The following is a 21,587-nucleotide window of genomic DNA, read 5'->3' on the forward strand; positions in this document are numbered from 1 at the left end:
ATTACTCCGCCGCAACCTGGAAATTGTTGCGGGCCAGTGCCGAGCATTCCGCCATGACGGCAGATGCGCGGGCGATCGGGTTGGTCAGATAGAAATCCTTGATCGGCGTCGTGAAGCCGCCCTTGGAAAGCTCACCGGATTTCAGGCCGAGGGTGGCGATGTCGTTGACCGAGCCGGTCGCGATCTCATCGAGATCCGCAAAATGCGGGTGATCCGCATAGAGCTTCGCACGCAGAGCATAAAGCGAGTCGAACGGCAGCTTCTTGCCGAGCACGTCGGACAGGGCGCGGATGATTGCCCAATCTTCGCGAGCTTCGCCCGGCGCGAAGCCGGCACGGTTGCCCATCTGGACGCGGCCTTCGGTGTTGACCCAGGTGCCGGACTTTTCCGTGTAGGTCGCGGCCGGCAGGATGACGTCGGCGGTATGCGCGCCGTTATCGCCGTGGCTGCCGATATAGACGGTGAACTTGGCGTATTTCGTCGAGAATTCCATCTCGTCGGCGCCAAGCAGGAAGAGAACGTCCATCGACTTCAGCATGGTTGCGGCATTGGCACCCTTGGCACCCGGCACGAAGCCGAGATCGAGGCCGCCGACGCGCGATGCTGCGGTGTGCAGCACGCCGAAACCGTTCCACTCGTCCGTCAGTGCGCCAACGGAACCGGCAAGCTTTGCAGCTGCCTGAAGGATGGCGAGACCATCCGGACGGGAAAGAGCCCCCTGCCCTACGATGATCATCGGGTTCTTCACGCCGCGCAGCTTTTCGGCAAAGCTGTTGCTGCCGGACGAAAGCTCGGCAAGCGAGTCCGGGCCGGCGCCGAGATAGTCGTAGGCGTAGCGGAGTTCGCTTACTTCGCCGATCACGCCGATCGGGAAATTGCCGCGGCGGAAGCGCTTGCGAATGCGGGCGTTCAGAACCGAAGCTTCATAGCGCGGGTTGGCGCCGATCAGAAGCAGACCACCGGCCTGTTCGATGCCTTCGATGGTCGGGTTGAAGATGTAGCTGCCGCGACCAAGCGACGGATCGAGCGCCGTCCCGTCCTGGCGACAATCGAGGTTTTCCGAACCGAGCGAGTTCATCAGCGACTTCAGCGCGTACATTTCCTCGACCGAAGCCAGATCGCCGGCAATTGCGCCGATCTTGTCCCCTGATGTCGCTAAAACAGCGGTCTTGATCGCTGCGAAGGCTTCGGCCCAGCTTGCAGCCTGCAGACGGCCGTCCTTGCGGACATAAGGGCGATCGAGGCGCTGGGTTTTCAGACCGTCCCAGATGAAGCGGGTCTTGTCCGAGATCCACTCTTCGTTCACCTGCTCGTTGACGCGCGGCATGATGCGCATCACTTCGCGGCCGCGGGTGTCGACGCGGATTGCGGAGCCGACGGCATCCATGACGTCGATCGATTCGGTCTTGTTCAGTTCCCACGGACGAGCCGTGAAGGCAAACGGCTTGGAGGTGAGCGCACCGACCGGGCAAAGATCGACGACGTTGCCCTGAAGCTCCGAGGTCATCGCATGCTCGAGATAGGTCGTGATTTCGGCGTCTTCGCCGCGGCCGATCAGGCCAAGCTCGGAAATGCCGCCGACTTCGGTCGTGAAGCGGACGCAGCGCGTGCAGTGAATGCAGCGGTTCATCACGGTCTTGACGAGCGGGCCGATATACTTGTCTTCGACGGCACGCTTGTTTTCGGTGTAGCGCGAGCTATCGATGCCGAAGGCCATCGCCTGGTCCTGCAGGTCGCATTCGCCACCCTGGTCGCAGATAGGGCAATCCAGCGGATGGTTGATGAGCAGGAATTCCATCACGCCTTCGCGGGCCTTCTTGACCATCGGCGTGTTGGTGAAGACTTCCGGCAGTTCGCCATTCGGACCGCCGCGAATATCGCGCACGCCCATCGCGCAGGATGCCGCCGGCTTTGGCGGGCCACCCTTTACCTCGATCAGGCACATGCGACAGTTGCCTGCCACGGACAGACGCTCGTGGAAACAAAAGCGCGGGATTTCGGCGCCGGCTTCCTCACACGCCTGAAGCAGCGTGAAATGATCCGGGACTTCGATTTCCTTGCCGTCTACCTTCAGCTTCGTCATCGTCTTAACTACGCCCTCAGTTCATCCATCAGCTGTTTCGCCGAGGGACACATTCTTACTTCAACAGCGCCCTCGCCTGGCCGACCCAGTCGTCCCGCAAATTGCGCCCATCGAAACCCGATTCTACTTCGAACCGGGCGATATCTGTTTCGGACCAAGGCACGAACCCCGCAAGTCCTGCGACGCCTCTGTCCTTCGAATTCTTTCCAACCTTCGGGCTGATGCCGTCCGGTTACTCCGCCGCTTCCAAAACTGCGCCGTGCGAGGTCGAGTCCTTCGTGTACTGGTCGATACGCGCTTCGATTTCCGGACGGAAATTGCGGATCAGGCCCTGGACCGGCCAAGCGGCCGCGTCACCGAGCGCACAGATGGTGTGACCCTCGATCTGCTTCGACACCTGGAACAGCATGTCGATTTCGCGCTTCTGCGCATTGCCGCGCACCATGCGCTCGAGAACGCGCATCATCCAGCCGGTGCCTTCACGGCAAGGCGTGCACTGGCCACAGCTCTCGTGCTTGAAGAAGGCTGCGATACGCCAGATCGCCTTAATCACGTCGGTTGACTTGTCCATCACGATCATGCCGCCGGTACCGAACGAGGATTTGACCTCGCGCATGCCGTCGAAATCCATGATCGCGTCGGCCATGTCTTCGCCGCGAACGATCGGGCAGGACGCACCGCCGGGAATGACGCCGAGAAGGTTATCCCAGCCGCCGCGGATACCGCCACAGTGATGCTCGATGATTTCGCGGAACGACAGACCCATCGCTTCTTCGAAGGTGCAGGGCTTGTTGACGTGACCCGATACCATGAACAGCTTGGTGCCGACATTGTTCGGGCGGCCGATCGACGAGAACCACGTGGCACCGCGACGCAGGATGGTCGGGGCAACGGCGATCGATTCGACGTTGTTGACGGTCGTCGGGCAGCCGTAGAGACCCATATTGGCCGGGAACGGAGGCTTCAGGCGCGGCTGGCCCTTCTTGCCTTCGAGGCTTTCGAGCAGCGCCGTCTCTTCGCCGCAGATATAGGCACCGGCGCCGTGATGGACGTAAATGTCGAAATCCCAGCCGTTCTTGTTGTTCACACCGAGAAGACCGGCGGCATAGCATTCGTCGATCGCCGCCTGCAGGTCTTCACGTTCGCGCATATATTCGCCGCGGACATAGATGTAGGCGGTGTGCGCATTCATGGCGAAACCGGCAATCACGCAGCCTTCGATCAGCGTATGCGGATCGTTGCGCATAATTTCGCGGTCCTTGCAGGTGCCAGGCTCCGATTCGTCGGCATTGACGACGAGGTAGTGCGGGCGACCATCCGATTCCTTCGGCATGAAGGACCACTTGAGGCCGGTCGGGAAGCCTGCGCCACCACGACCGCGAAGACCGGAGGCCTTCATCTCGTTGATGATCCAGTCCCGGCCCTTCTCGATGATGATCTTCGTACCATCCCAGTGGCCACGGCTCATCGCGCCCTTCAAGGACTTGTCCTTGAGACCGTAGATATTGGTGAAAATGCGATCCTGGTCTTGCAACATGATCTATCTACCTACTCGACCGACTTTATCACATCGGATGTCATCATCAGCATGCCCGTAGTGACGGACCGAAACTTTGCCGCGCCCATCATCAGGAGCTTTCCCCTTCAGGCTTCGGCTTGCGGCTACGCTTCGGCTTCGTCTCGCCCGAGGGAACGCCGAGCTCTGCCGGAGCGCCTTCGGCCTTGCTCCCGGTCGCTGCTGGCGCCGTCTCGGTTGTCGTCGGCGAACCTTCGCCCTTTTCAGCAACCTTGACGTTCTCGGCAGCAGCCTTCGGTGCCGTGACCGGCGTCTTCAGCGACTTGTCGGTCTCAGGCGCCGTATCCTTCGGACGACCGGCATTTGCTGGCGGCACGGATGCGCCTTCGGTCACAGCCTGTGGCTGCGGCTCGAGATTGGTGCGGACCGGCTTGATATCGTCGACCAGCGTGATCGGAGCACCGATCGGTGCCGACTCATGACGGTCGATCTGCGGACCGGTCTTGACCTCGGCGCCCTTGCCTGCCTCGAACGTGTCGATGATTTCTTCAAGACGCTCGGGTGTCAGGTCCTCGTAGGCATCCTTGAAGATGATCACCATCGGCGCGTTGACGCAGGCGCCCTGACACTCGACTTCTTCCCATGACAGCGTGCCGGAAGCATTGAGATGCAGCGGATCGTGATGGATCTTCTTCTGACAGACCTTGATCAGATCTTCGGAGCCGCGAAGCATGCAAGGCGTCGTACCGCAGACCTGGATATGCGCACGGGTCCCGATCGGCTTCAGCTGGAACTGGGTATAGAAGGTCGCGACTTCGAGAACGCGAATATAGGCCATGTCGAGCTTGGCGGCGATATGCTCGATGGCGGAACGGGTGACCCAGCCATCCTGCTCCTGCGCACGCATCAACAACGGAATGACGGCCGACTGCTGCCGGCCTTCCGGGTATTTCCTGATCGTTGCCTCTGCCCAGACCGCATTCTCCTCGTTGAAGGAGAAGTTTGCCGGCTGGAACTGTTCTTCGGCTAGTCGACGAACGGACATGCTTTCAACGCCTTATCAGTTTATGACCCCGCACCGCGATCTCGTGAGTGTCACGAATTCGCAGGCATAGGCCGTCTTGTCTTTCTGCATGAACACGATCAGCTTCGTGCCGTTGAGTACGGATGTCTTGATCTCGTATCCCTCGGACAGGAGCGTAGCCATCGACGCCGAACCGCCGCTGACACTCGACAGCGCCTCCTGCGCCTGCGAGACCGCAGGAGCAGAGAGCACGAGAGCAGCGGCTGCGACGGCGCGAAGCTTCATCAGCGGTCAACCTCACCGAACACGATGTCCAGAGAACCCAACACCGCAGACACGTCCGCCAGCTGGTGTCCGCGACAGATGAAGTCCATCGCCTGGAGATGTGCATAACCCGGAGCGCGGATCTTGCAGCGGTAGGGCTTGTTGGTGCCATCGGCGACCAGGAACACGCCGAACTCGCCCTTGGGCGCTTCGACGGCCGCGTAAACTTCGCCGGCCGGAACGTGGTAGCCTTCGGTGTAGAGCTTGAAGTGGTGGATCAGCGCTTCCATCGAACGCTTCATCTCGCCACGCTTCGGCGGCACGACCTTGCCGTCGGTCGAAGACACCGGGCCGGTCTTTGCGTCGCTGAGCAGACGATTGACGCACTGCTTCATGATCTTGCAGGATTCGCGCATCTCGATCATGCGGATCAGGTAGCGGTCGTAGCAATCGCCGTTCTTGCCGATCGGAATATCGAAGTCGAGGTCGGCGTAGCATTCGTAAGGCTGCGACTTGCGCAGATCCCATGCCGCGCCCGAACCGCGGACCATGACACCGGAGAAGCCCCAGGCCCATGCATCATCGAGACTGACGACGCCGATATCGACGTTGCGCTGCTTGAAAATACGGTTGCCGGTCAGAAGGTCGTCGATGTCGTCGAGCTTTGCCGGGAATTCATCGCACCATTGGCCGATGTCTTCGACCAGTTCCACCGGCAGGTCCTGATGGACGCCGCCCGGACGGAAGTACGCCGCATGCATGCGGGCGCCGCAGGCGCGCTCATAGAACACCATCAGCTTTTCGCGTTCTTCGAAGCCCCAGAGCGGCGGCGTCAGCGCGCCGACGTCCATGGCCTGGGTCGTGACGTTGAGAAGATGCGAGAGGATACGGCCGATTTCCGAATAGAGAACGCGGATCAGCTGACCGCGGATCGGGATCTCGAGGCCGAGCAGCTTTTCGACCGCGAGCGAATAGGCATGCTCCTGGTTCATCGGCGCGACGTAATCGAGCCGGTCGAAATAGGGCAAGGCCTGCAGATAGGTCTTTGTCTCGATCAGCTTTTCGGTGCCGCGATGCAGGAGGCCGATATGCGGATCGACACGCTCGACGATTTCGCCATCCAGTTCCAGCACCAGACGCAGAACGCCGTGGGCAGCCGGATGCTGCGGACCGAAGTTGATATTGAAGTTCCGGACGTTGTGTTCCGTCATTTCAGCGCTCCGCGCTTTGGAAAATGGGCAACCGCCCGAAATTCTGCTTCATCGTCATGTCAATCAATTCAGACGAACGCCGACCCAGTAGGAACCGATCTTTCAGGGAGTGCAACCATGTTGCTGTCCTCTCCTGATATTTTAGACCGATATCACATTACCACGTCTAATCGACCCGCCTGCCCGCTCCCTCAACCAAGTCCACCCAACCCGGCAATTACCAAATCAACCGCGTCAGGTCTTCGCTTTCTCGTCACCGGGAAGAACGTAATCCGTCCCCTCCCAAGGCGACAGGAAATCGAAGTTGCGGAATTCCTGCCGGAGCTCGACCGGTTCGTAGACGACGCGCTTGACGCTGTCGTCGTAGCGAACCTCGACGAAGCCGGTCGTCGGGAAGTCCTTGCGGAGCGGATGCCCCTCGAAACCGTAATCGGTCAGGATCCGGCGAAGATCCGGGTGACCGGTAAACAGGATGCCGTAGAGATCCCATGCCTCGCGTTCGAACCAGTCGGCGCCCGGATAGACCGAGAATGCCGAAGGAACCGGTTCGTCCTCGCCTGTTGCAACCTTGATCCGGATACGCAGGTTCCGGTGCGGCGACAGCAGGTGGTAGACCACATCGAAACGCTTCGCACGGGCCGGATAATCGACGCCGCAGATATCGATGAAGCTGATGAAACCGCATTTCGGATCATCACGCAGGAAGGTCAGAAGCTCGATGATGTTGTCGCTGGTGGCAATCAGGTTCAGCTCGCCATAGGACATCACCGCGTCTTCGACCAGCGTCGAGCGCGATTCGCGAATGTAGGTCGAAAGCTCGCTCAGGGTCTCGGTCATCATATCCTCCTCAAGCCCTCAACGCTCGATCGTTCCGGTGCGCCGGATCTTCTTCTGCAGCAGGAGCACGCCGTAAAGCAGCGCCTCTGCCGTGGGGGGACAGCCCGGCACGTAGATGTCGATCGGCACGATGCGGTCGCAACCGCGAACGACGGAGTAGGAATAGTGATAATACCCACCGCCGTTTGCGCATGATCCCATCGAGATGACGTAACGTGGCTCCGGCATCTGGTCATAGACCTTGCGAAGCGCAGGCGCCATCTTGTTGGTCAGCGTTCCCGCTACAATCATCACGTCCGACTGGCGCGGCGAAGCGCGTGGCGCAAAGCCGAAACGCTCGACGTCATAACGCGGCATGGAAAGCTGCATCATTTCGACGGCGCAGCAGGCCAGACCGAACGTCATCCACATCAGCGAGCCGGTACGGGCCCAGTTGATCAGCTCGTCGGTGGAGGTGACGAGAAAACCCTTGTCGGCGAGCTCATTGTTGATCTCGCCAAAGAACGCGTCGTCGCTGCCAATTGGCTTGCCGGTATTCGGGTCGATAATACCCTTGGACTTCGGCGCGACGAGAGTTGTGCCGCTATCGACTACTCCCATTCCAGCGCTCCTTTTTTCCATTCGTAGATAAAGCCGATCGTGAGGACACCCAGGAACACCATCATAGACCAGAAGCCGAACCAGCCGATTTCACCGAAGGACACAGCCCAAGGGAACAGGAAGGCAACTTCGAGGTCGAAAATGATGAACAGAATCGACACGAGATAGAAGCGGATGTCGAACTTCATGCGGGCATCGTCGAAGGCATTGAAGCCGCATTCGTAGGCGGAAAGCTTTTCCGAATCTGGCGCCTTGTAGGCAACGGCGAAAGGCGCGATCAGAAGCGCCAAACCGATCACCAAGGATATACCGATGAAGATCGCGATCGGGACGTAGGAAGTGAGGAGTTCACTCATGATATTCGATCCCTGCTTGCCTTTAGCGCCGGGCGACGCTCGAACATGAATTCGACAAGCGTACGTGCATTGCAACAAGGCGTGACTAGCGCAGCGTGAGGAAAGGCGCAAGCCCTTTGAGTCCCCCTCACCTACCAATAATACTCCACTGGAAAACACCAGTTCGTTCGCCAACAAATCAGTACCCGACATGTTCCCGGCCAAGGGTCTGCCGACGGTCTTCTAACGATCGAGTTTCATTCAGGATTAGCGATTCGAGAGGCGCGGCGGACGGACGTTGCAACTCTCAGCGCGACAGGTGGGCTCGACGACACGATCATTCCCCATCCCGGTGAGGATAGAGACGCTTGATCAAATGGGAGGAAAAAAAGTAAATGGCGCGAGTGACGGGGCTCGAACCCGCGACCTCCGGCGTGACAGGCCGGCACTCTAACCAACTGAGCTACACCCGCGCATATTGCCGACTTTACGGCGCCGCATCATTTGGACACGACGTTCGAGGAAGAAGAATGGCGCGAGTGACGGGGCTCGAACCCGCGACCTCCGGCGTGACAGGCCGGCACTCTAACCAACTGAGCTACACCCGCACATTTCTTCAGAAACTTTCGTCTCTCACCAGGCAGCCTCGACTGCTCGGTTGGCCGCTTCCTAAGAGGTTCGACGGGAGGTGTCAAGCAAGTTTGAAGACAAAATAATGACGCCACTCACTTTCCCACATCGAGGCCCGTGGTTTGTCGTTAAGAACCCTTATCTGCCACGGATTTTGTCGAAAATTCAAAAATATGTCGTCAAAGCTCTTGCGGTTTTCGCGCGATCCGCATAGATCACGGCCACCGAAGCGGCAGACGAAACGGTCTGCAGTTTAGGGGCGATTAGCTCAGTTGGTAGAGCGCCTCGTTTACACCGAGGATGTCGGCGGTTCGAGTCCGTCATCGCCCACCATTCTTCGGCCTTCCCTACCAGATAATTTCCGTAGAATGCTCTCTCGCTGATAATGGCACATGTTTGCCCATCACTGCCTTTTGGACGATTGCGTTGACCGGAAGTAGGCGGCGGCTCTAAGCGGCTCATCCGCTCCGACAGAATACTGCGCGACATCAACGCCAGGTTCCAACCGATTCGTTATCCAGTCTCAATCATTCGATCACGGGCAAATGACGTTGGCGAGCTACACAATTGTGGTTTGCATCGCTGAGGGGCTACGTTGCAAAAGACTGTCGGCCTGCACGACTATACGCGTTGTAGCATTTGGACGGCCGGCGAACACTCTCCGGTCTCCTGTTTTGTACGCCTGTCCGGCAGCACTTCAACCGGGACTGGCGCAGAGGCGAGCGGCATGCCATTGTCCCGCCATGAAAGCTGCCGCTGTCGCCTTTATTCTGCTCTCCTGCTGCGCCGTCTTCGTCGGCGGCATAGAGCTGTTCAAATATCGCCAAGGGGTCAAGCAACTCGCGGCGACCTACGCGCAGAGGCAGCCTTAGCGACAGCGCAGAAGCTCTCGTGCACTCGAAGCGCTTACCCGTTCAATCAAAGATGCTGAGTCGTTTGCTGATGTTCAGGTTCGGCATCACGCCGTAAGCCTGGCCCGTCCTGTAGGTGGTCTGCAGACAATAGTATGCGAAAATCCACAGGAAAAGGCTTGCCATAATCGAGATGGCAACGATCTGTATCCGCATTTATTTCCCTCCCCCAGCTCCTCCCCTCGATAGTGTTTCAAAATAAAACAACTGTCCATAGCAGCACGAGGACTTGGTGCAGTGCAGCATTATATTTTGCGGAGCGCCGGTTTATACTTTCTCATACCGCAGCGGAGGTGCAGCAGCATCGGGATCGTTGAACGGTTTGCAACGAGATCCGAAAGGGCTTGTTAAACGTCCATTAGGGGCACATTTCCCATTGTATCCTCACGTTCTCTCTCATTCTCGAAACGAACTGTATCATGCGCAAGGTCATCGGGTGGCTCACCCAGAAACGTTCCAGCCAGGGGAGCGTCCCACGTCCCCGTCGGCGTATCGACCTTGGCGTAGACGCGCCGACCTATCCGATCTACGCGATCGGCGACGTGCATGGCTGCCTGGAGCTCCTCAAGGAAGCCGAGGCGAAGATCGCCCGGGACATCGAAGAAACGCGCCGTGCGGGCGTGGTGGTTCTTCTCGGCGACTATGTGGACCGCGGCCCGGCATCCTCGGGTGTTCTCGACTATCTGATCAAGCCGAGCGAATACGGTCTGCGCCGACTGCCGCTATGCGGAAACCATGACGATGTGTTCCGCCTCTTCCTCGATGATCCGGACACGCATGGCGAATGGCTGAGCCTCGGCGGAGAGCAGACGCTGGCGTCCTACGGGCTCGACGTGCATGACCAGAACTTTCGCCAGCGCAGCCGCAATGGCACGCTGAAGCAGCTGCTGGCTGAAGTCGTGCCCGATGCGCACCGCCAGTTCCTCACCGATTTGCCGATCAGCATGAAGGTCGGACAGCTTCTGTTCGTCCACGCCGGCATCCGGCCGGGTGTCGCGTTGAAAGACCAGGAGGAGGCTGACCTGATGTGGATCCGCGATCCATTCCTCGCCAACGGACCAAACCTTCCATCCACCTTCGTGATCCACGGCCACACGCCGCAGGCTGAGCCTTCGCTCGGACCGAACAGAATCGGCATCGATACCGGGGCATTTTATTCGGGCAAGCTGACAATCTTGAGGATTGCGGGCGAAGAGACGCGGTTTATCTAGCGACGTCTGGAAAACCAGGCCGCAACGAACGGCTTTACCAGTGGACCGAACAGGCCAAGGCCAGTGATGGAAAAGCCGAAATAGACTTTCTTCGACCGCCGATCGATGCCGCGAACGATCTTTTCGGCAACGGCATTCGCCTTCCACGGCGGCGCGGCACCCATCAGAGCCCGTGCCTGCGCCGGGCGTTTGGCGAGTTCCCTCTCAAACTGCGGCGTTTCGGTATCCGGCGGGAAGCACAGCGCTATGGTGACGCCATCTCCAACCGACTCAGCCTGGAGGGCCTCGGCGAAGCCCGTGAGCGCCGACTTGGAGGCACAATAAGCTGTGTAGCCGGGTATGCCGATAAGTGCCGCCCCCGAGGACACGATCATGATTGCGCCCTGCCCGCGGCTCTTCATGCCCGCGTAGACTGCGCGTACCGCATTCGCCGTACCGAGCAGGTTGACGTCGATCTGGCGGGAAAAGTCGCTCTGCGATTGCTGGTCGAAAAATGCCGGCTCTACCATCCCGGCCGAGGCCACAAGAACGTCGCACGGTCCGAATGCGGCCTCGCAGGCATCAACAGCACGCGAGATCTCGCTATCGTTTGCGACATCCGCGTTTTCGCATCTGATGTCAGCCTTGCCCGTACTGCGGAGGTCGACAACAGCGCTTTCAAGCATTGCCGCCGTGCGCGCGATGATCGATACGCGCGCACCCCGGCATGCGTAGATCCGCGCCACTTCCAGTCCGATGCCGCTTGATCCACCCGTTACGATCACGTGCATCGTCGTCGCCACAGCCTCAGGTGTTGTCAGGCGACTGGAGAAGCGGCGCAAGCTGCATCAGTTTTTCCGGGCTGAGAGAGGCAAGACCGAAATTCCTGTCCTGCAGGTCCTTCAGGCGTCTTGCTGTCGATTCCACCGCGTGGCGAATCTGCTCTTCCGTATGGTCGCTGGTGATAAAGAAGCGCAACCGGGCCATGCCTTCCGGGACGGCGGGATGAATGATCGGCAAAGCGTTGACGCCATCTTCCAGCAATTCGTTCGACAGCTGGATGGAGCGAAGCGAATCACCGACGAGGATCGGCACGACGGAGAAGCCGAGGCTCAATCCTGTGTCGAGACCGGCTTCCCGGGCGAGCTTCAAAAACAGCGAACCGTTCCGGTGCAACTGCTCGGCCCGATCCGGTTCCTCGCGCAGAATATCGAGGGCCGTGGCTGCAGCCGTTGCCAGAACAGGCGCAAGCCCGACGCTGTAGACGAAACCGCCCGCTTCTGCCTTGAGGATGTCAGCCAGCGCCCGGCTACCGGCAATATATCCGCCGCAGCTCGACGTTGTCTTCGACAGGGTGCCCATCCAGATATCGACGCTCTTCGGGTCGATATCAAAATGTTCAAACGAGCCGCGACCGGTCTTGCCGAGAACGCCGAGCGAATGGGCCTCGTCGACCATCAGCCAGAAGCCGTACCGATTGCGCAGCTCGATCAGGCGCGGCAGGTCGGCGATGTCGCCATCCATCGAATAGACGCCCTCGACAATCACGAGCACGCGCCGGAAATCGCCGGCGAGCGTGTTGAGCACCGTCTCGAGATTATCGACGTCATTGTGCTTGAACAGGCGCCGCGTGGCGCCGGAAAGCTTGATGCCGGCCAGCGCGCTGTTGTGGATGAATTCGTCGTGGATGACGAGGTCCTTGGGGCCGACAACACAGCTGATTGCCGCAACGTTGGTAAGGTAGCCGCTGACGAAACAGACTGCAGCATCAACGCCGTAGACGCTGGCAAGCTTTTCTTCGAGTTCCGCATGCACCGGGCGCTCGCCTGCGACCAGACGGCTGGCGGAGGCGGAAATGCCGAAACGATCGATCGCAGCCTTGGCGGCTTCGGTCACCCTCGGGTCCGTGTTGGTACCGAGATAGTCGTAGGAAGCAAAATTCGCATAGACTTCCCCGTCCATGGTCGTCGTCGCGCCGGCGGCTTCGTCGTGCGAGCGATAGAACGGGTTGTCGACGCCGATGATTTCGCTCGCCTTGCGCTGCACCATGACCCGTTGATATTCGGGCAAGGCGTCAAAACCGACCGGAGGGCGGGCCGGTTGCTGCGGCTGTGCATTGAGCCGCGTCGTGCGATTGCGCCCGACGTTTTCGTTGGCCTTGCGCATCTGGTCGATAAAATTGCCCTTCCCCCCAAGGCTCAGCTTGGAGGGCCGGGTTTCATCCGAACTGCTGTCTGTCACTGCGTTGCGGCTTTCTGCTGCGTCGAATGGCTTTTGACCAGCCGGTCGATCACTTCGTTCTGGACGGTGTCGTCCTCGCCGTTGCGCTTGGCGACACGCTCTCTCAGACGGCTTACCACGTCGCTGACGGACGTGTCTTCCCCTACTCCGCTCAGCGGAATATCAAAGCCCGTCTTCTGCTGGAAGCTCATACCGAGCTCCATCGCCATCAGACTGTCGAGACCGATATCCTTCAAGACCTTTTCCGGCGTGATACTGTCTTCCGTGACACGCAGGATCGTGGCGATTTCAGACGCGACGAGGTTGTGAAGAAGCTGCTGCGCTTCATCCGCCGACTTGCCACGGATCAGATCCTCAAGATCGATCCGGTCGCCATCGGAGGCCGATTGCTGATTGCCAGCCGAACGGATCGCCGTCTCGAAGATCGAGGCGTTGGAAATCGGCAGCATCCGCACTGCCTGCCAGTCGACTTCGGCAATCATCACGGCTGCCGCATCAATGGTGCCGGTGTCTGACGCCATGTAGCGTTCGACCTGCTCCAGCGCATCGCGCGCCTTCATGGCCGTCTTGCCGATTCGCTTGGACAGGATTTCGTTGACCTCGGCATTGCGTGCAAGGAAACCGGTATCGGCAATGGCGCCGAAGCCGACGGCGAGACCCGGCTTGCCGGCCGCGCGACGTGCACGGGCAAGACCTTCGAGATAGCCGTTGGCAATGACGTAGTTGGCTTGGCCCGGGTTGCCGAGCATGGTCGTGGCCGACGAGAAGACGAGGAAGAGATCGAGGTCGTCGCCCGCCGTCAGCTTGTCGAGCAGAGCCGCGCCGCGAACCTTAACCTCGACAACCGGGCGGTTGCGCTCAGGCGTCAGGTTGGACAGAAGCGCGTCGTCGAGCACCATGGCGGCGTGCACGATGCCCTTGATCGGAGCCTGCTTGCGGAGGCTGTCGAGGAGCTTCGAAAGAGCCGGCTCGCTGGTGATATCGCAGGCGTGGACAGATGCCTTCACGCTCTTCGCATGCCACTTGGCGATCGCCGCCTCGGTTTCAGCGTCGGCAACGCCCTTGCGCGAGCAAAGTGCAATCTGCTTGGCACCGCGTGCGGCAAGCCAGTCCGCTGCAACGAGGCCGAAGCCTCCAATGCCGCCGGCAACCAAATAGATGCCATCCGGATCGAAGGCGACCGGCTTTTCGTTTGAAATCACCACCTTGTCCTTGCCGGCAACCGGCGGACGGATGACGATCTTGCCGATCTGGCCGGCATTCTGCATCAGACGGAAGGCACTGCCGATCTCGTCATAGCCGAAGGCGCGATAGGGCAGCGGAGACAGGTCGCCCCGTTCGAACAGGACGCCGATCTCGGTAAAGATCTTCTTCGTGATCGCCGGCAGCTTCACCAGCAACTGGTCGGCGTCGATGCCGAAATAGCTGATGTTGCGACGGAACGGACGAAGGCCGATCTTGCGGTCGGAATAATAGTCGCGCTTGCCGAGTTCGAGAAAGCGACCGAACGGCTTCACCAGTTCCAGGCTGCGTTCCATCGCTTCCGAGAACAGCGAGTTGAGCACCAGGTCGACGCCTTCGCCACCGGTGACGCCGCGCACGCGGGCCACGAAATCCAGCGAGCGGCTGTCGAACACATGGTCTGCACCAAGCGCTTCCAGGAAGCGGCGCTTTTCCACCGTGCCAGCCGTGGCGATGACAATCGCACCCTTCAGCTTGGCGATCTGCAAGGCTGCAAGACCCACACCACCGGCCGCCCCATGGATGAGGATGGTTTCACCAGGTTCGATATGGCCGAGCTGGACCATGGCGTAATAGGCCGTGAGGAATGCCACCGGAACGGTTGCAGCAGCCTCAAAGTCGAGGCGGGCCGGGAACTTCGTAACGCCGTCGCGTCGAACCTTGACGTGGGTGGAGAAGGCGGCCGGGCCGATGCCCATGACACGGTCTCCGGCAACGAGATCCGTCACCGACGCACCGACCGAGATGACGCGGCCGGACATTTCCATGCCGATGGTTGCGCCGGCAAAGCCGTCTTCGAGCGCTTCTTCCGGAAGCAGGCCCATGGCCCACATGACGTCACGGAAGTTGAGGCCGGCCGCTTCCACGGCGAGAACGATCTCGTCGGCATCCGGCACCGGCTCGGAGGCGCTCTCCCAGATGATGCTGTCGACGCGTCCATTCACCGTCTGACGGATCGTGGCCGCGGTGAAGTCGGCGCTTTCTGTATCCTTCGGCCCGAACGGACCGCTCGATGCGCGGATTTCCGACAGCGAACCATGGCGCAGGATCCACTCACGGTTGGTACTGGCGGATGCAAGGATCTCGCCGACATGAAGGCCGAGTTCCGCACTGTCCGTCTCGAGATCGAGAAGGTGCGTGGCGACCGCATCGTATTCGTTCTGAAGAACGCGGGCGAAGGTCCAGAGACCGGCGTTGACGTCATCAGTCGCCTCACCGGCAAGCGGCGAGCCGCCGGGTGCGACGATCACGAGACGGGACTGGTCGCCCGACGCGAGGCTGGCGCTATGGCGGGTGAACGCTTCAACGATACGCTTCAGGTTTTCGAGACGTGCCAGAGCGACATCGGAGGCTTCGCGATCACCCAGACGTTCGGCGAGGAAGATGGCTTGCACGGCTTTGCCATCGAATCGGGCAAGCGACTGCGAAATCGCAAACTCATCCGGATCCGCGCTGAGCAGGACGACGGTGTCGCCGTCACCAAACGCTGCAGCACGGGCAACATCTTCAGCGAAGACGAGCGCCGACGGGATCGACGGCAGCGCCTGCAGCTGGTCGGCCGCGGCCGAGGATGCGCCTGCAACGATCAGCAGCCCTTCGGCCATGTCTTTCTCTTCGACAAGCGGGGCGGCAAAGCCGAGACCGGTCAGAAGGTCGGTTACCTGTTCGGTTGTCGCGAGACGCCCGACCGGAAATTCCGGCGACTGACTTGCGGCAAACCAATCATCCGACAGGCCGAATGCAAAGTCGTTGAACGCCGACGGTGCACGGTCGACGAACAGGAATGCAGCGCCTCTTGCGGCAGCGCCTCGGACAGCCGAACGAAGGCTATCGTCGGCGACCAGAACCGCCTGGCTTTCAAGTCCGGCGGCAACGATCACATCGATGCCGCGGAGATCGGTCAGGGCCTTCGGCTCGATCACCGAGACATGTGCATGCTGTTCGAAGGCGAGTTCGAGTGTACGGCGAACGCTTTCGCGCGGCTCGACGATGGCGAGCGTCGCCGAGTGATCGACGGCAAGCGACGCAAGCTTGCTGCTGACGGATACGGATGTGGAGCCGAGCTCGACAATGACCCGGGTCCGGCCGCCATTGGCCCGACAGGCTTGCTCGACAAGATGCAGCGCCATATCTGAGCGCTTGCGCCCAAGCGGCGAGTGAACAAGCACGTGTTCGAGCGTTGCTTCGCTGGTGTGGCGCGCTTCAGAGACGTCCTCGCCGCTGTGCAGGCCGGCAAGCGACAGGTGTTCCAGAGCATCGCGATAGGCATTGTGCAGCAGAACCGCCTCGGCGATACGGCCGGAATCCTCGCGGTAGATTTCCTGCAGAAGTTCGGAGACGGCCGGCATGGTGAATTCGGACGGCACGCGCCAGCCGGATTCTTCGGACGAGGCGATCCCGGCATCTTCCAGAATAAACAGACAGCTTGCCAGGAAAGCCCGGAAATTGGGTTCGCCCGGGAACTCGGTAACGGACACGAACCCGTCCTGTGATGCGAGCGACAGCGCGATCTCGTGGCAGGCACGGTAAATCATCGCATCCAGCATCAACGACGCAGTGTCCTTGGCTTCTGCATCCGTCGTCGCGGCCAGTAGACCGCCGGCAAACCCGATCCGAGCGAAATTGCCTGACATCGTCGACGGCACGGCTTCGTAATGGAACGCCACCGAGGCCAAGGTGTGATGACGACGCAACGAGGTGCGGCGGAACCGGCAGTCGTCGAACGACGCAACGATTTCGCCATCTTCCCCGAACATGCGGAAGTTGACTTTGATCGAGAAGCCGCTGAACCGTTCGATCTCAATGACTGCACGGGTAATAGGCTTGGCCCGCGCCCCCACCCGAACCGAACCAAATCGTACAGGGATATAGGGAGAGCCGGCATCGCTGCCCGATAACTGGTCGAACATGGCAACAAGGCCATGAAACACCGCGTCCACCGAGAACGGGTTGAGGTTGTAGGTCAGATAGGGGTGGGCCGGAGCCTCGGCCGCTTTCAGATCGACCTCGACGGTGTTGCGACCAAAGACGCGCGCTTCGCGCAGCAGCTGGAAGTGCGGGCCGTATTGCAGGCCGAACTTTTCGGCAGTCCCGTAGACCTCCAGCGAGGAGAGCTTCGCGCTTTCGCCTTCGTTGGCACGCCAGATCTGACGGTCAGATGCATGCTCTACCGGCTTGCGGCAGCGGGCCACCGCATGCACGGTCCAGTCGTCGCTGCTCAGTCGTTCGCGCGAGCGGATCTCGATATCGCCTGTCTCGGGCGACAGGATCGTCGATAGCTCGAGCAGCCGGTCGGTACGAAGTTCGAGCGGACGCACGATCTCCATATTCGTCAGTTCGACGTCGTCGGACCCGAAATGCACCTGGGCGGCTGTGACGGCGATCTCGACAAATCCGCTACCCGGAAGGATCGCACGCGAATCGACTACATGCTCCGCAAGATCAGGGAAGAGCTGCGCGTCGACATGGTTCTTCCAGTGGGCGCTGTTGGGATCGGTGCGCCATCCGAGCAGCGAGTAGCTGCCGCGGTGTTCGCGGCCGAAGATATCGACCTCATCGGTCGTATTCGCCATCTTCAGCACAGACGGCTCGAGCGGCAGGACCGGAAGGCCGGCAAACGCATCACGCTTGCCGCTTTGACGCGACACGCTCGGTGCGATGCCGTGGGCGATGGCGCGGGCAAACGACTGCGCGACCGGGTCACGTCCCTCGATCGGGGTCTCTCGCTGCAGGGTGCCGATCACGACAGCCGAATGCGACGCATGCTTGGCGATTTCACTGACATAGTTCGACAGAATCGAACGTGGCGAAATCTCGATGAAGAGGTTGCAGCCGAGCTCCAGTGCTGTTTCGGCCGCGGACTTGAAGAGAACCGGATCGCGGACATTCCGCCACCAGTAATCGGCATCCAGGCCGCGGCAGTCGTAGATGCCGCCGGTGACCGTCGAAACATAGGTGCAAGCGCCACTCTTCGGCTCGATCGTCGGCAGGTCCGCGAGAAAAAGATCGCGCGCGCTGTCGATGATCGGGTGATGGAACGGGTAGTTGATGTCGAGAACATGGACGACGGTCTGCGCCTTGCGTGCCGCATCGCGAAACGCCTGGATCTCGTCAGTCGGACCGGAAATCGTGACCGAGTTCGGTGCGTTGATGGCGGCGACGCCGATCTCGTTCAGACCATGGGTCTTTGCGAAGGCAAGCGCCGTCTCCTCGTTCATCACAGCGGCAGCCATCTTGCCCTTGCCGGCAAACAAATCCTGCGACTTGGAGCGCTTGGCGACGATCGCCACGGCTTCCGCAGCCGTCAGGGCCTTGGCGGCATAGGCAGCTGCAATTTCGCCCACGGAGTGGCCGAAGACGACATCCGGGCGAACCCCGAGATTAGCGAGGCAATCCGAGATGGACGCCTGGATCGCAAACAGCATAGGCTGAGCGATCTTGGTATCGGCAAGCCTACTGCCGATATCGTCGGCAAACAGCAGATCCGAGAGCTTTTCGCCCAGGTGATACTCGAACAGCGCGCTGAAGGATTGGAAGCACTGGCGGAAATGGCGGCTTTCACGATAGGCTTCAACGCCCATTCCGGCCCACTGCGCACCATTGCCGGAGAATACGAACGCTGTCTTGCCGGCATGGGACGGCGCTTCTCCGCGCTCCCCCTGCGAAGCCGTTCCGGCCAAATGCGTTTCGATCGCCCTAAGAACCCTGCCCTCGTCCTTGGCTTCGACGGCGAAGCGATAACGCATCGGGTCGCGATTGGCGCTGGAGGCGGCGATCATCCGGCGTGCCTTGACAGCATCGGAGCGTTCGAGGGCCGACTGGTAGTTTTCCAGAAGCGACTTCAGGGCGGTGGCGCTATGGGCGCTGGCAAAGAAGAACTGGCTGTCGGCCTTGGCGGGCAGCGCCGGCGTGTCGACCGGATCGGGATCGCCGATCACGACGTGGGCGTTGGTGCCGCCGAAGCCGAACGAGTTGATGCCAGCGAGCCGAGCGCCCTTGGCAGGCATCAGCTTCATCGCGGACATATTGACCCGCACGTTGAGCGAGGCGAAGTCGATATCCTCGTTGGCTTTTTCGATATGAAGCGTCGCGGGCAGGAAATCGTTTTCCAGCGCGATCATCGCCTTGATGAGACCGAAAAGACCCGACACCGGCTCGGTATGGCCGATATTCGACTTGATCGAACCGATCGGCAGCGGAGCCGGACGGTTCTGGCCGATGACAGTGCCAATGGCCCAGACTTCCGCCGGGTCGCCTACACGCGTTCCCGTGCCGTGGCCTTCGATAAAGGCGACGCGGTTCACGTCGATGCCGTTGCCCTGATAGATCGAGCGCAGAAGATCAGCCTGCGCTTCCCGCGATGGCAGACTGATGCCGTTGGTGCGGCCCGAAGAATTCACGCCTGTTGCGTGGATCTTGGCGTAGCTGCGGTCATTTTCCCGCTTCGCGCGATCGCTGCGACGAAGGACGATCGCCACCCCGCCTTCGGCACGGACATAGCCATGGCCGTTGGTGTCATAAGCACGGCAAAGCCCTTCGGGCGACAGCATGCGCGCCTGCGCGAAGCCGACGAAGGAGAGCGGGTTGACCAGGATATTGACGCCGCCGACGATCGCGGTGTCGATATCACCGCGCTCGAGCGAGCGCACCGCCTGATCCAGCGCCACCAACGACGACGAGCAGGCGGTGTCGATGGTCATGCTCGGCCCATTGAGGCCGAAGACGTGCGAAATGCGGTTCGAGACGATCGAGAGCGTGTTGCCCGTCATGAAATACGGGCTACCGGATGCCGGATCCTCCGACGACAGCGTACTGTTTTCGAGACTGGACGCGCCGATATAGACGCCGACCTTTTCCTTGGTGAGCGTGCTTGCCGGAAGATTGGCGTCTTCCAGCGCCTGCCAGACCAGTGTCAGAAGCACGCGCTGCTGCGGGTCCATCTGCATGGCCTCGCGCTGCGAAATGCCGAAAACGGCAGGATCGAAGTCATACAGCCTGTCGATAACGCCTGCGGCAAACGTATAGGTCTTTCCAGCGACACCCTGTGCCGGATGCCAGAAACGTGCCAAGTCCCATCGATCTCCAGGGATCTCCGAAACGGTGCAACGGCCGCCGCTCAGGATCGTCTTGAGTTCCTTGACGGAGCTTGCACCCGGCGCCACACAGGCTCTACCAATAATTTCGATCGTCATTGTCACTCTGTTTTCACAGCTAAAATGGCGGATGCGGAATGCCCGCATCGGACAACTTTAACAACATACTTATTAGCGGATGTCACGAGAAAAGCTAATACACATATGGCCCAAGGCAGGTTCAGGGGTCCGCAAAAAGCACAAAGTTATTGCATAAACAAGCCATTACATAACCTGCCTCCTGTTTATACTAGCATGGGTTGGATCGCCAGATACCTTACAGCAACAATCAACCATACAGTGAACAGAAAGCGGCACCACGCCTGCAAATGGAGTTGAGAAGGCGAGACAGCCTACAGCTCCGACCAGCGTAAACTCGTCCGCCAGGCGCTGATGACCGCCGGTCGAATCGAAAATATGGCGAAGCTCTAGATTTGAAGCCTGTTAGTAATGTGGTAAGCGCAGGCATCATCGCAGGCATTCCTCGATCGGAACAAGACTATGCCGCAAGAGGAGAGGCCCGCAATTTCGACCCCTGCCGAACAGCGTCGCCGACGCGGCGGCCGGTTGTTCGTTCTTGCGGTATTCCTTCTCGTTGTCTTCAGCGGGCTTGCGGCGACCGTCCTTTTCGTCAACGAAGGGCGCAACTATAAGCGTCTGGTGCGCCAGTTCGGCCTGCAAACCTATCTGCTTCCTCCTCCTCCCGCACCGGCTGTTCGCATCGGGCGCCAGCGACGGCTTGCGGCGAGTAGCAAGCAGCTGCCCAGACTGGTCCGGCCGCTGGCGCACGACACGTCGCGTCTCATCCCACCCGTTACGACATCAACCGAGGAACGCTGCCAGGCACTGGCGGGCATAGGCGGCGAACCGCCGAACTTCTTAGCGGGCGCCAATGTATGGGAGTGCACGTTCTTCCTGCCGCTGGGCCCGGGTGAAGATCCCGCGTCTCTGTTCATCCAAGCGAAAGGGGTTGGAGAGGATGACCTGCGTACCTTCCGGATCAAGCTCAGTTTCACGGATGAGCGCCACGACGGTGCGCTGTTGCAGACTGCACTGACCACGCTCGACGGTTACGGCCTGTCGCTGACACCGCAGAGCCGGTCATATCTCGAGGCAAGGCTTTCCGCCCGCACGGCGTTTAAATCCGATCTCGAAAACTACCGCGCCACCTTTGTCCCCGAAATGATGGACCAGAGGCGGTTCAACCTGCTCCTCGTTGCCCATCCCGTTACCACGGCATGCCCGGTACCGACGCCGGAACCTGGCAAGGCGTCACAGCGAGCGATCGTCAGCACGCGGATCGGCTGCCTGACGCTCCCAATGGGGCAAGTTTTTTCGCCGCAAGGCTAGCCACGCTACGCAACCGTCAGAT

Annotated in this window: 13 protein-coding genes and 3 tRNA genes; 3 read left to right on the forward strand and 13 right to left on the reverse strand. The window is 60.2% G+C overall.

The genetic code is table 11. The annotated features are described in order from the left end of the window. Window position 1: 1 nt before the first annotated feature. The 10 genes from nuoG to IFT59_RS09740 all read right to left on the reverse strand — a co-directional run bounded on the left by nuoG (window position 2) and on the right by IFT59_RS09740 (window position 8,478). Window positions 2-2,083 (reverse strand): NADH-quinone oxidoreductase subunit NuoG, encoded by a 2,082-nt coding sequence (gene nuoG / locus IFT59_RS09695; RefSeq protein ID WP_192086710.1) that lies wholly within the window; start codon window positions 2,081-2,083, stop codon window positions 2-4. 232 nt (window positions 2,084-2,315) lie between these two features. Then, window positions 2,316-3,620: an NADH-quinone oxidoreductase subunit NuoF gene (nuoF, locus tag IFT59_RS09700; RefSeq protein ID WP_113111038.1), complete on the reverse strand. Its 1,305-nt coding sequence runs from the start codon at window positions 3,618-3,620 to the stop codon at window positions 2,316-2,318. Between the two features lie 91 nt (window positions 3,621-3,711). After that, window positions 3,712-4,644, reverse strand: a complete 933-nt coding sequence (nuoE, locus tag IFT59_RS09705) for an NADH-quinone oxidoreductase subunit NuoE (RefSeq protein WP_082476136.1) — start codon at window positions 4,642-4,644, stop codon at window positions 3,712-3,714. A 15-nt stretch (window positions 4,645-4,659) separates the two neighbouring features. Further along, window positions 4,660-4,908: a hypothetical protein gene (locus tag IFT59_RS09710; RefSeq protein WP_062453234.1), complete on the reverse strand. Its 249-nt coding sequence runs from the start codon at window positions 4,906-4,908 to the stop codon at window positions 4,660-4,662. Then, window positions 4,908-6,098, reverse strand: coding sequence for an NADH-quinone oxidoreductase subunit D (locus tag IFT59_RS09715; RefSeq protein ID WP_062453235.1), 1,191 nt, complete (start codon window positions 6,096-6,098; stop codon window positions 4,908-4,910). Before IFT59_RS09715 ends, IFT59_RS09710 begins: the two co-directional genes overlap by 1 nt. A gap of 234 nt (window positions 6,099-6,332) precedes the next feature. Then, window positions 6,333-6,935, reverse strand: a complete 603-nt coding sequence (locus IFT59_RS09720) for an NADH-quinone oxidoreductase subunit C (protein ID WP_184654921.1) — start codon at window positions 6,933-6,935, stop codon at window positions 6,333-6,335. An 18-nt stretch (window positions 6,936-6,953) separates the two neighbouring features. Next, window positions 6,954-7,535, reverse strand: coding sequence for a NuoB/complex I 20 kDa subunit family protein (locus IFT59_RS09725; RefSeq protein WP_062453236.1), 582 nt, complete (start codon window positions 7,533-7,535; stop codon window positions 6,954-6,956). Continuing rightward, window positions 7,526-7,891 (reverse strand): NADH-quinone oxidoreductase subunit A, encoded by a 366-nt coding sequence (locus tag IFT59_RS09730; RefSeq protein ID WP_062453237.1) that lies wholly within the window; start codon window positions 7,889-7,891, stop codon window positions 7,526-7,528. Before IFT59_RS09730 ends, IFT59_RS09725 begins: the two co-directional genes overlap by 10 nt. Window positions 7,892-8,266: 375 nt before the next feature. Further along, window positions 8,267-8,343: transfer RNA gene (locus IFT59_RS09735), tRNA-Asp, on the reverse strand. 58 nt (window positions 8,344-8,401) lie between these two features. Next, window positions 8,402-8,478, reverse strand: a tRNA-Asp gene (locus tag IFT59_RS09740). 279 nt (window positions 8,479-8,757) lie between these two features. On the opposite strand from IFT59_RS09740, the gene IFT59_RS09745 reads away from it, so the two are divergent. Beyond that, window positions 8,758-8,833 (forward strand) — tRNA-Val (locus IFT59_RS09745). A 997-nt stretch (window positions 8,834-9,830) separates the two neighbouring features. After that, a complete protein-coding gene (locus IFT59_RS09750) occupies window positions 9,831-10,622 on the forward strand; it encodes a metallophosphoesterase family protein (protein ID WP_192086711.1) in 792 nt (263 codons plus the stop codon). Here IFT59_RS09750 and IFT59_RS09755 read toward each other — a convergent pair. Genes IFT59_RS09755 through IFT59_RS09765 form a run of 3 tightly spaced genes read right to left on the reverse strand, consistent with a single transcriptional unit; the run spans window position 10,619 to window position 20,275 of the window. Continuing rightward, on the reverse strand, window positions 10,619-11,392 hold the full coding sequence (locus tag IFT59_RS09755; RefSeq protein ID WP_192086712.1) for an SDR family oxidoreductase: 774 nt from the start codon (window positions 11,390-11,392) through the stop codon (window positions 10,619-10,621). The two genes, IFT59_RS09750 and IFT59_RS09755, sit on opposite strands and share 4 nt — an antisense overlap. 16 nt (window positions 11,393-11,408) lie before the next feature. Further along, entirely contained in the window at window positions 11,409-12,842 is a 1,434-nt protein-coding gene (locus IFT59_RS09760) for an aminotransferase class I/II-fold pyridoxal phosphate-dependent enzyme (RefSeq protein WP_062453239.1), read from the reverse strand. Then, window positions 12,839-20,275, reverse strand: a complete 7,437-nt coding sequence (locus IFT59_RS09765; RefSeq protein ID WP_192086713.1) for a type I polyketide synthase — start codon at window positions 20,273-20,275, stop codon at window positions 12,839-12,841. Before IFT59_RS09765 ends, IFT59_RS09760 begins: the two co-directional genes overlap by 4 nt. 441 nt (window positions 20,276-20,716) lie before the next feature. Between IFT59_RS09765 and IFT59_RS09770 the strand changes: the two genes are divergently transcribed. Beyond that, window positions 20,717-21,565: a DUF6030 family protein gene (locus tag IFT59_RS09770; protein ID WP_192086714.1), complete on the forward strand. Its 849-nt coding sequence runs from the start codon at window positions 20,717-20,719 to the stop codon at window positions 21,563-21,565. The last annotated feature ends 22 nt before the right edge of the window (window positions 21,566-21,587 follow it).

The sequence above is a fragment of the Rhizobium sp. CFBP 8752 genome, from assembly GCF_014842035.1.
Lineage (GTDB): Bacteria > Pseudomonadota > Alphaproteobacteria > Rhizobiales > Rhizobiaceae > Neorhizobium > Neorhizobium soli.

Excerpts from the sequence above, each read along its gene's own strand:
- nuoG (WP_192086710.1), bottom strand. The coding sequence starts at position 2,083 with ATGACGAAGCTGAAGGTAGACGGCAAGGAAATCGAAGTCCCGGATCAT.
- nuoF (WP_113111038.1), bottom strand. The coding sequence starts at position 3,620 with ATGTTGCAAGACCAGGATCGCATTTTCACCAATATCTACGGTCTCAAG.
- nuoE (WP_082476136.1), bottom strand. The coding sequence starts at position 4,644 with ATGTCCGTTCGTCGACTAGCCGAAGAACAGTTCCAGCCGGCAAACTTC.
- IFT59_RS09710 (WP_062453234.1), bottom strand. The coding sequence starts at position 4,908 with ATGAAGCTTCGCGCCGTCGCAGCCGCTGCTCTCGTGCTCTCTGCTCCT.
- IFT59_RS09715 (WP_062453235.1), bottom strand. The coding sequence starts at position 6,098 with ATGACGGAACACAACGTCCGGAACTTCAATATCAACTTCGGTCCGCAG.
- IFT59_RS09720 (WP_184654921.1), bottom strand. The coding sequence starts at position 6,935 with ATGACCGAGACCCTGAGCGAGCTTTCGACCTACATTCGCGAATCGCGC.
- IFT59_RS09725 (WP_062453236.1), bottom strand. The coding sequence starts at position 7,535 with ATGGGAGTAGTCGATAGCGGCACAACTCTCGTCGCGCCGAAGTCCAAG.
- IFT59_RS09730 (WP_062453237.1), bottom strand. The coding sequence starts at position 7,891 with ATGAGTGAACTCCTCACTTCCTACGTCCCGATCGCGATCTTCATCGGT.
- IFT59_RS09750 (WP_192086711.1), top strand. The coding sequence starts at position 9,831 with ATGCGCAAGGTCATCGGGTGGCTCACCCAGAAACGTTCCAGCCAGGGG.
- IFT59_RS09755 (WP_192086712.1), bottom strand. The coding sequence starts at position 11,392 with ATGCACGTGATCGTAACGGGTGGATCAAGCGGCATCGGACTGGAAGTG.
- IFT59_RS09765 (WP_192086713.1), bottom strand. The coding sequence starts at position 20,275 with ATGACGATCGAAATTATTGGTAGAGCCTGTGTGGCGCCGGGTGCAAGC.
- IFT59_RS09770 (WP_192086714.1), top strand. The coding sequence starts at position 20,717 with ATGCCGCAAGAGGAGAGGCCCGCAATTTCGACCCCTGCCGAACAGCGT.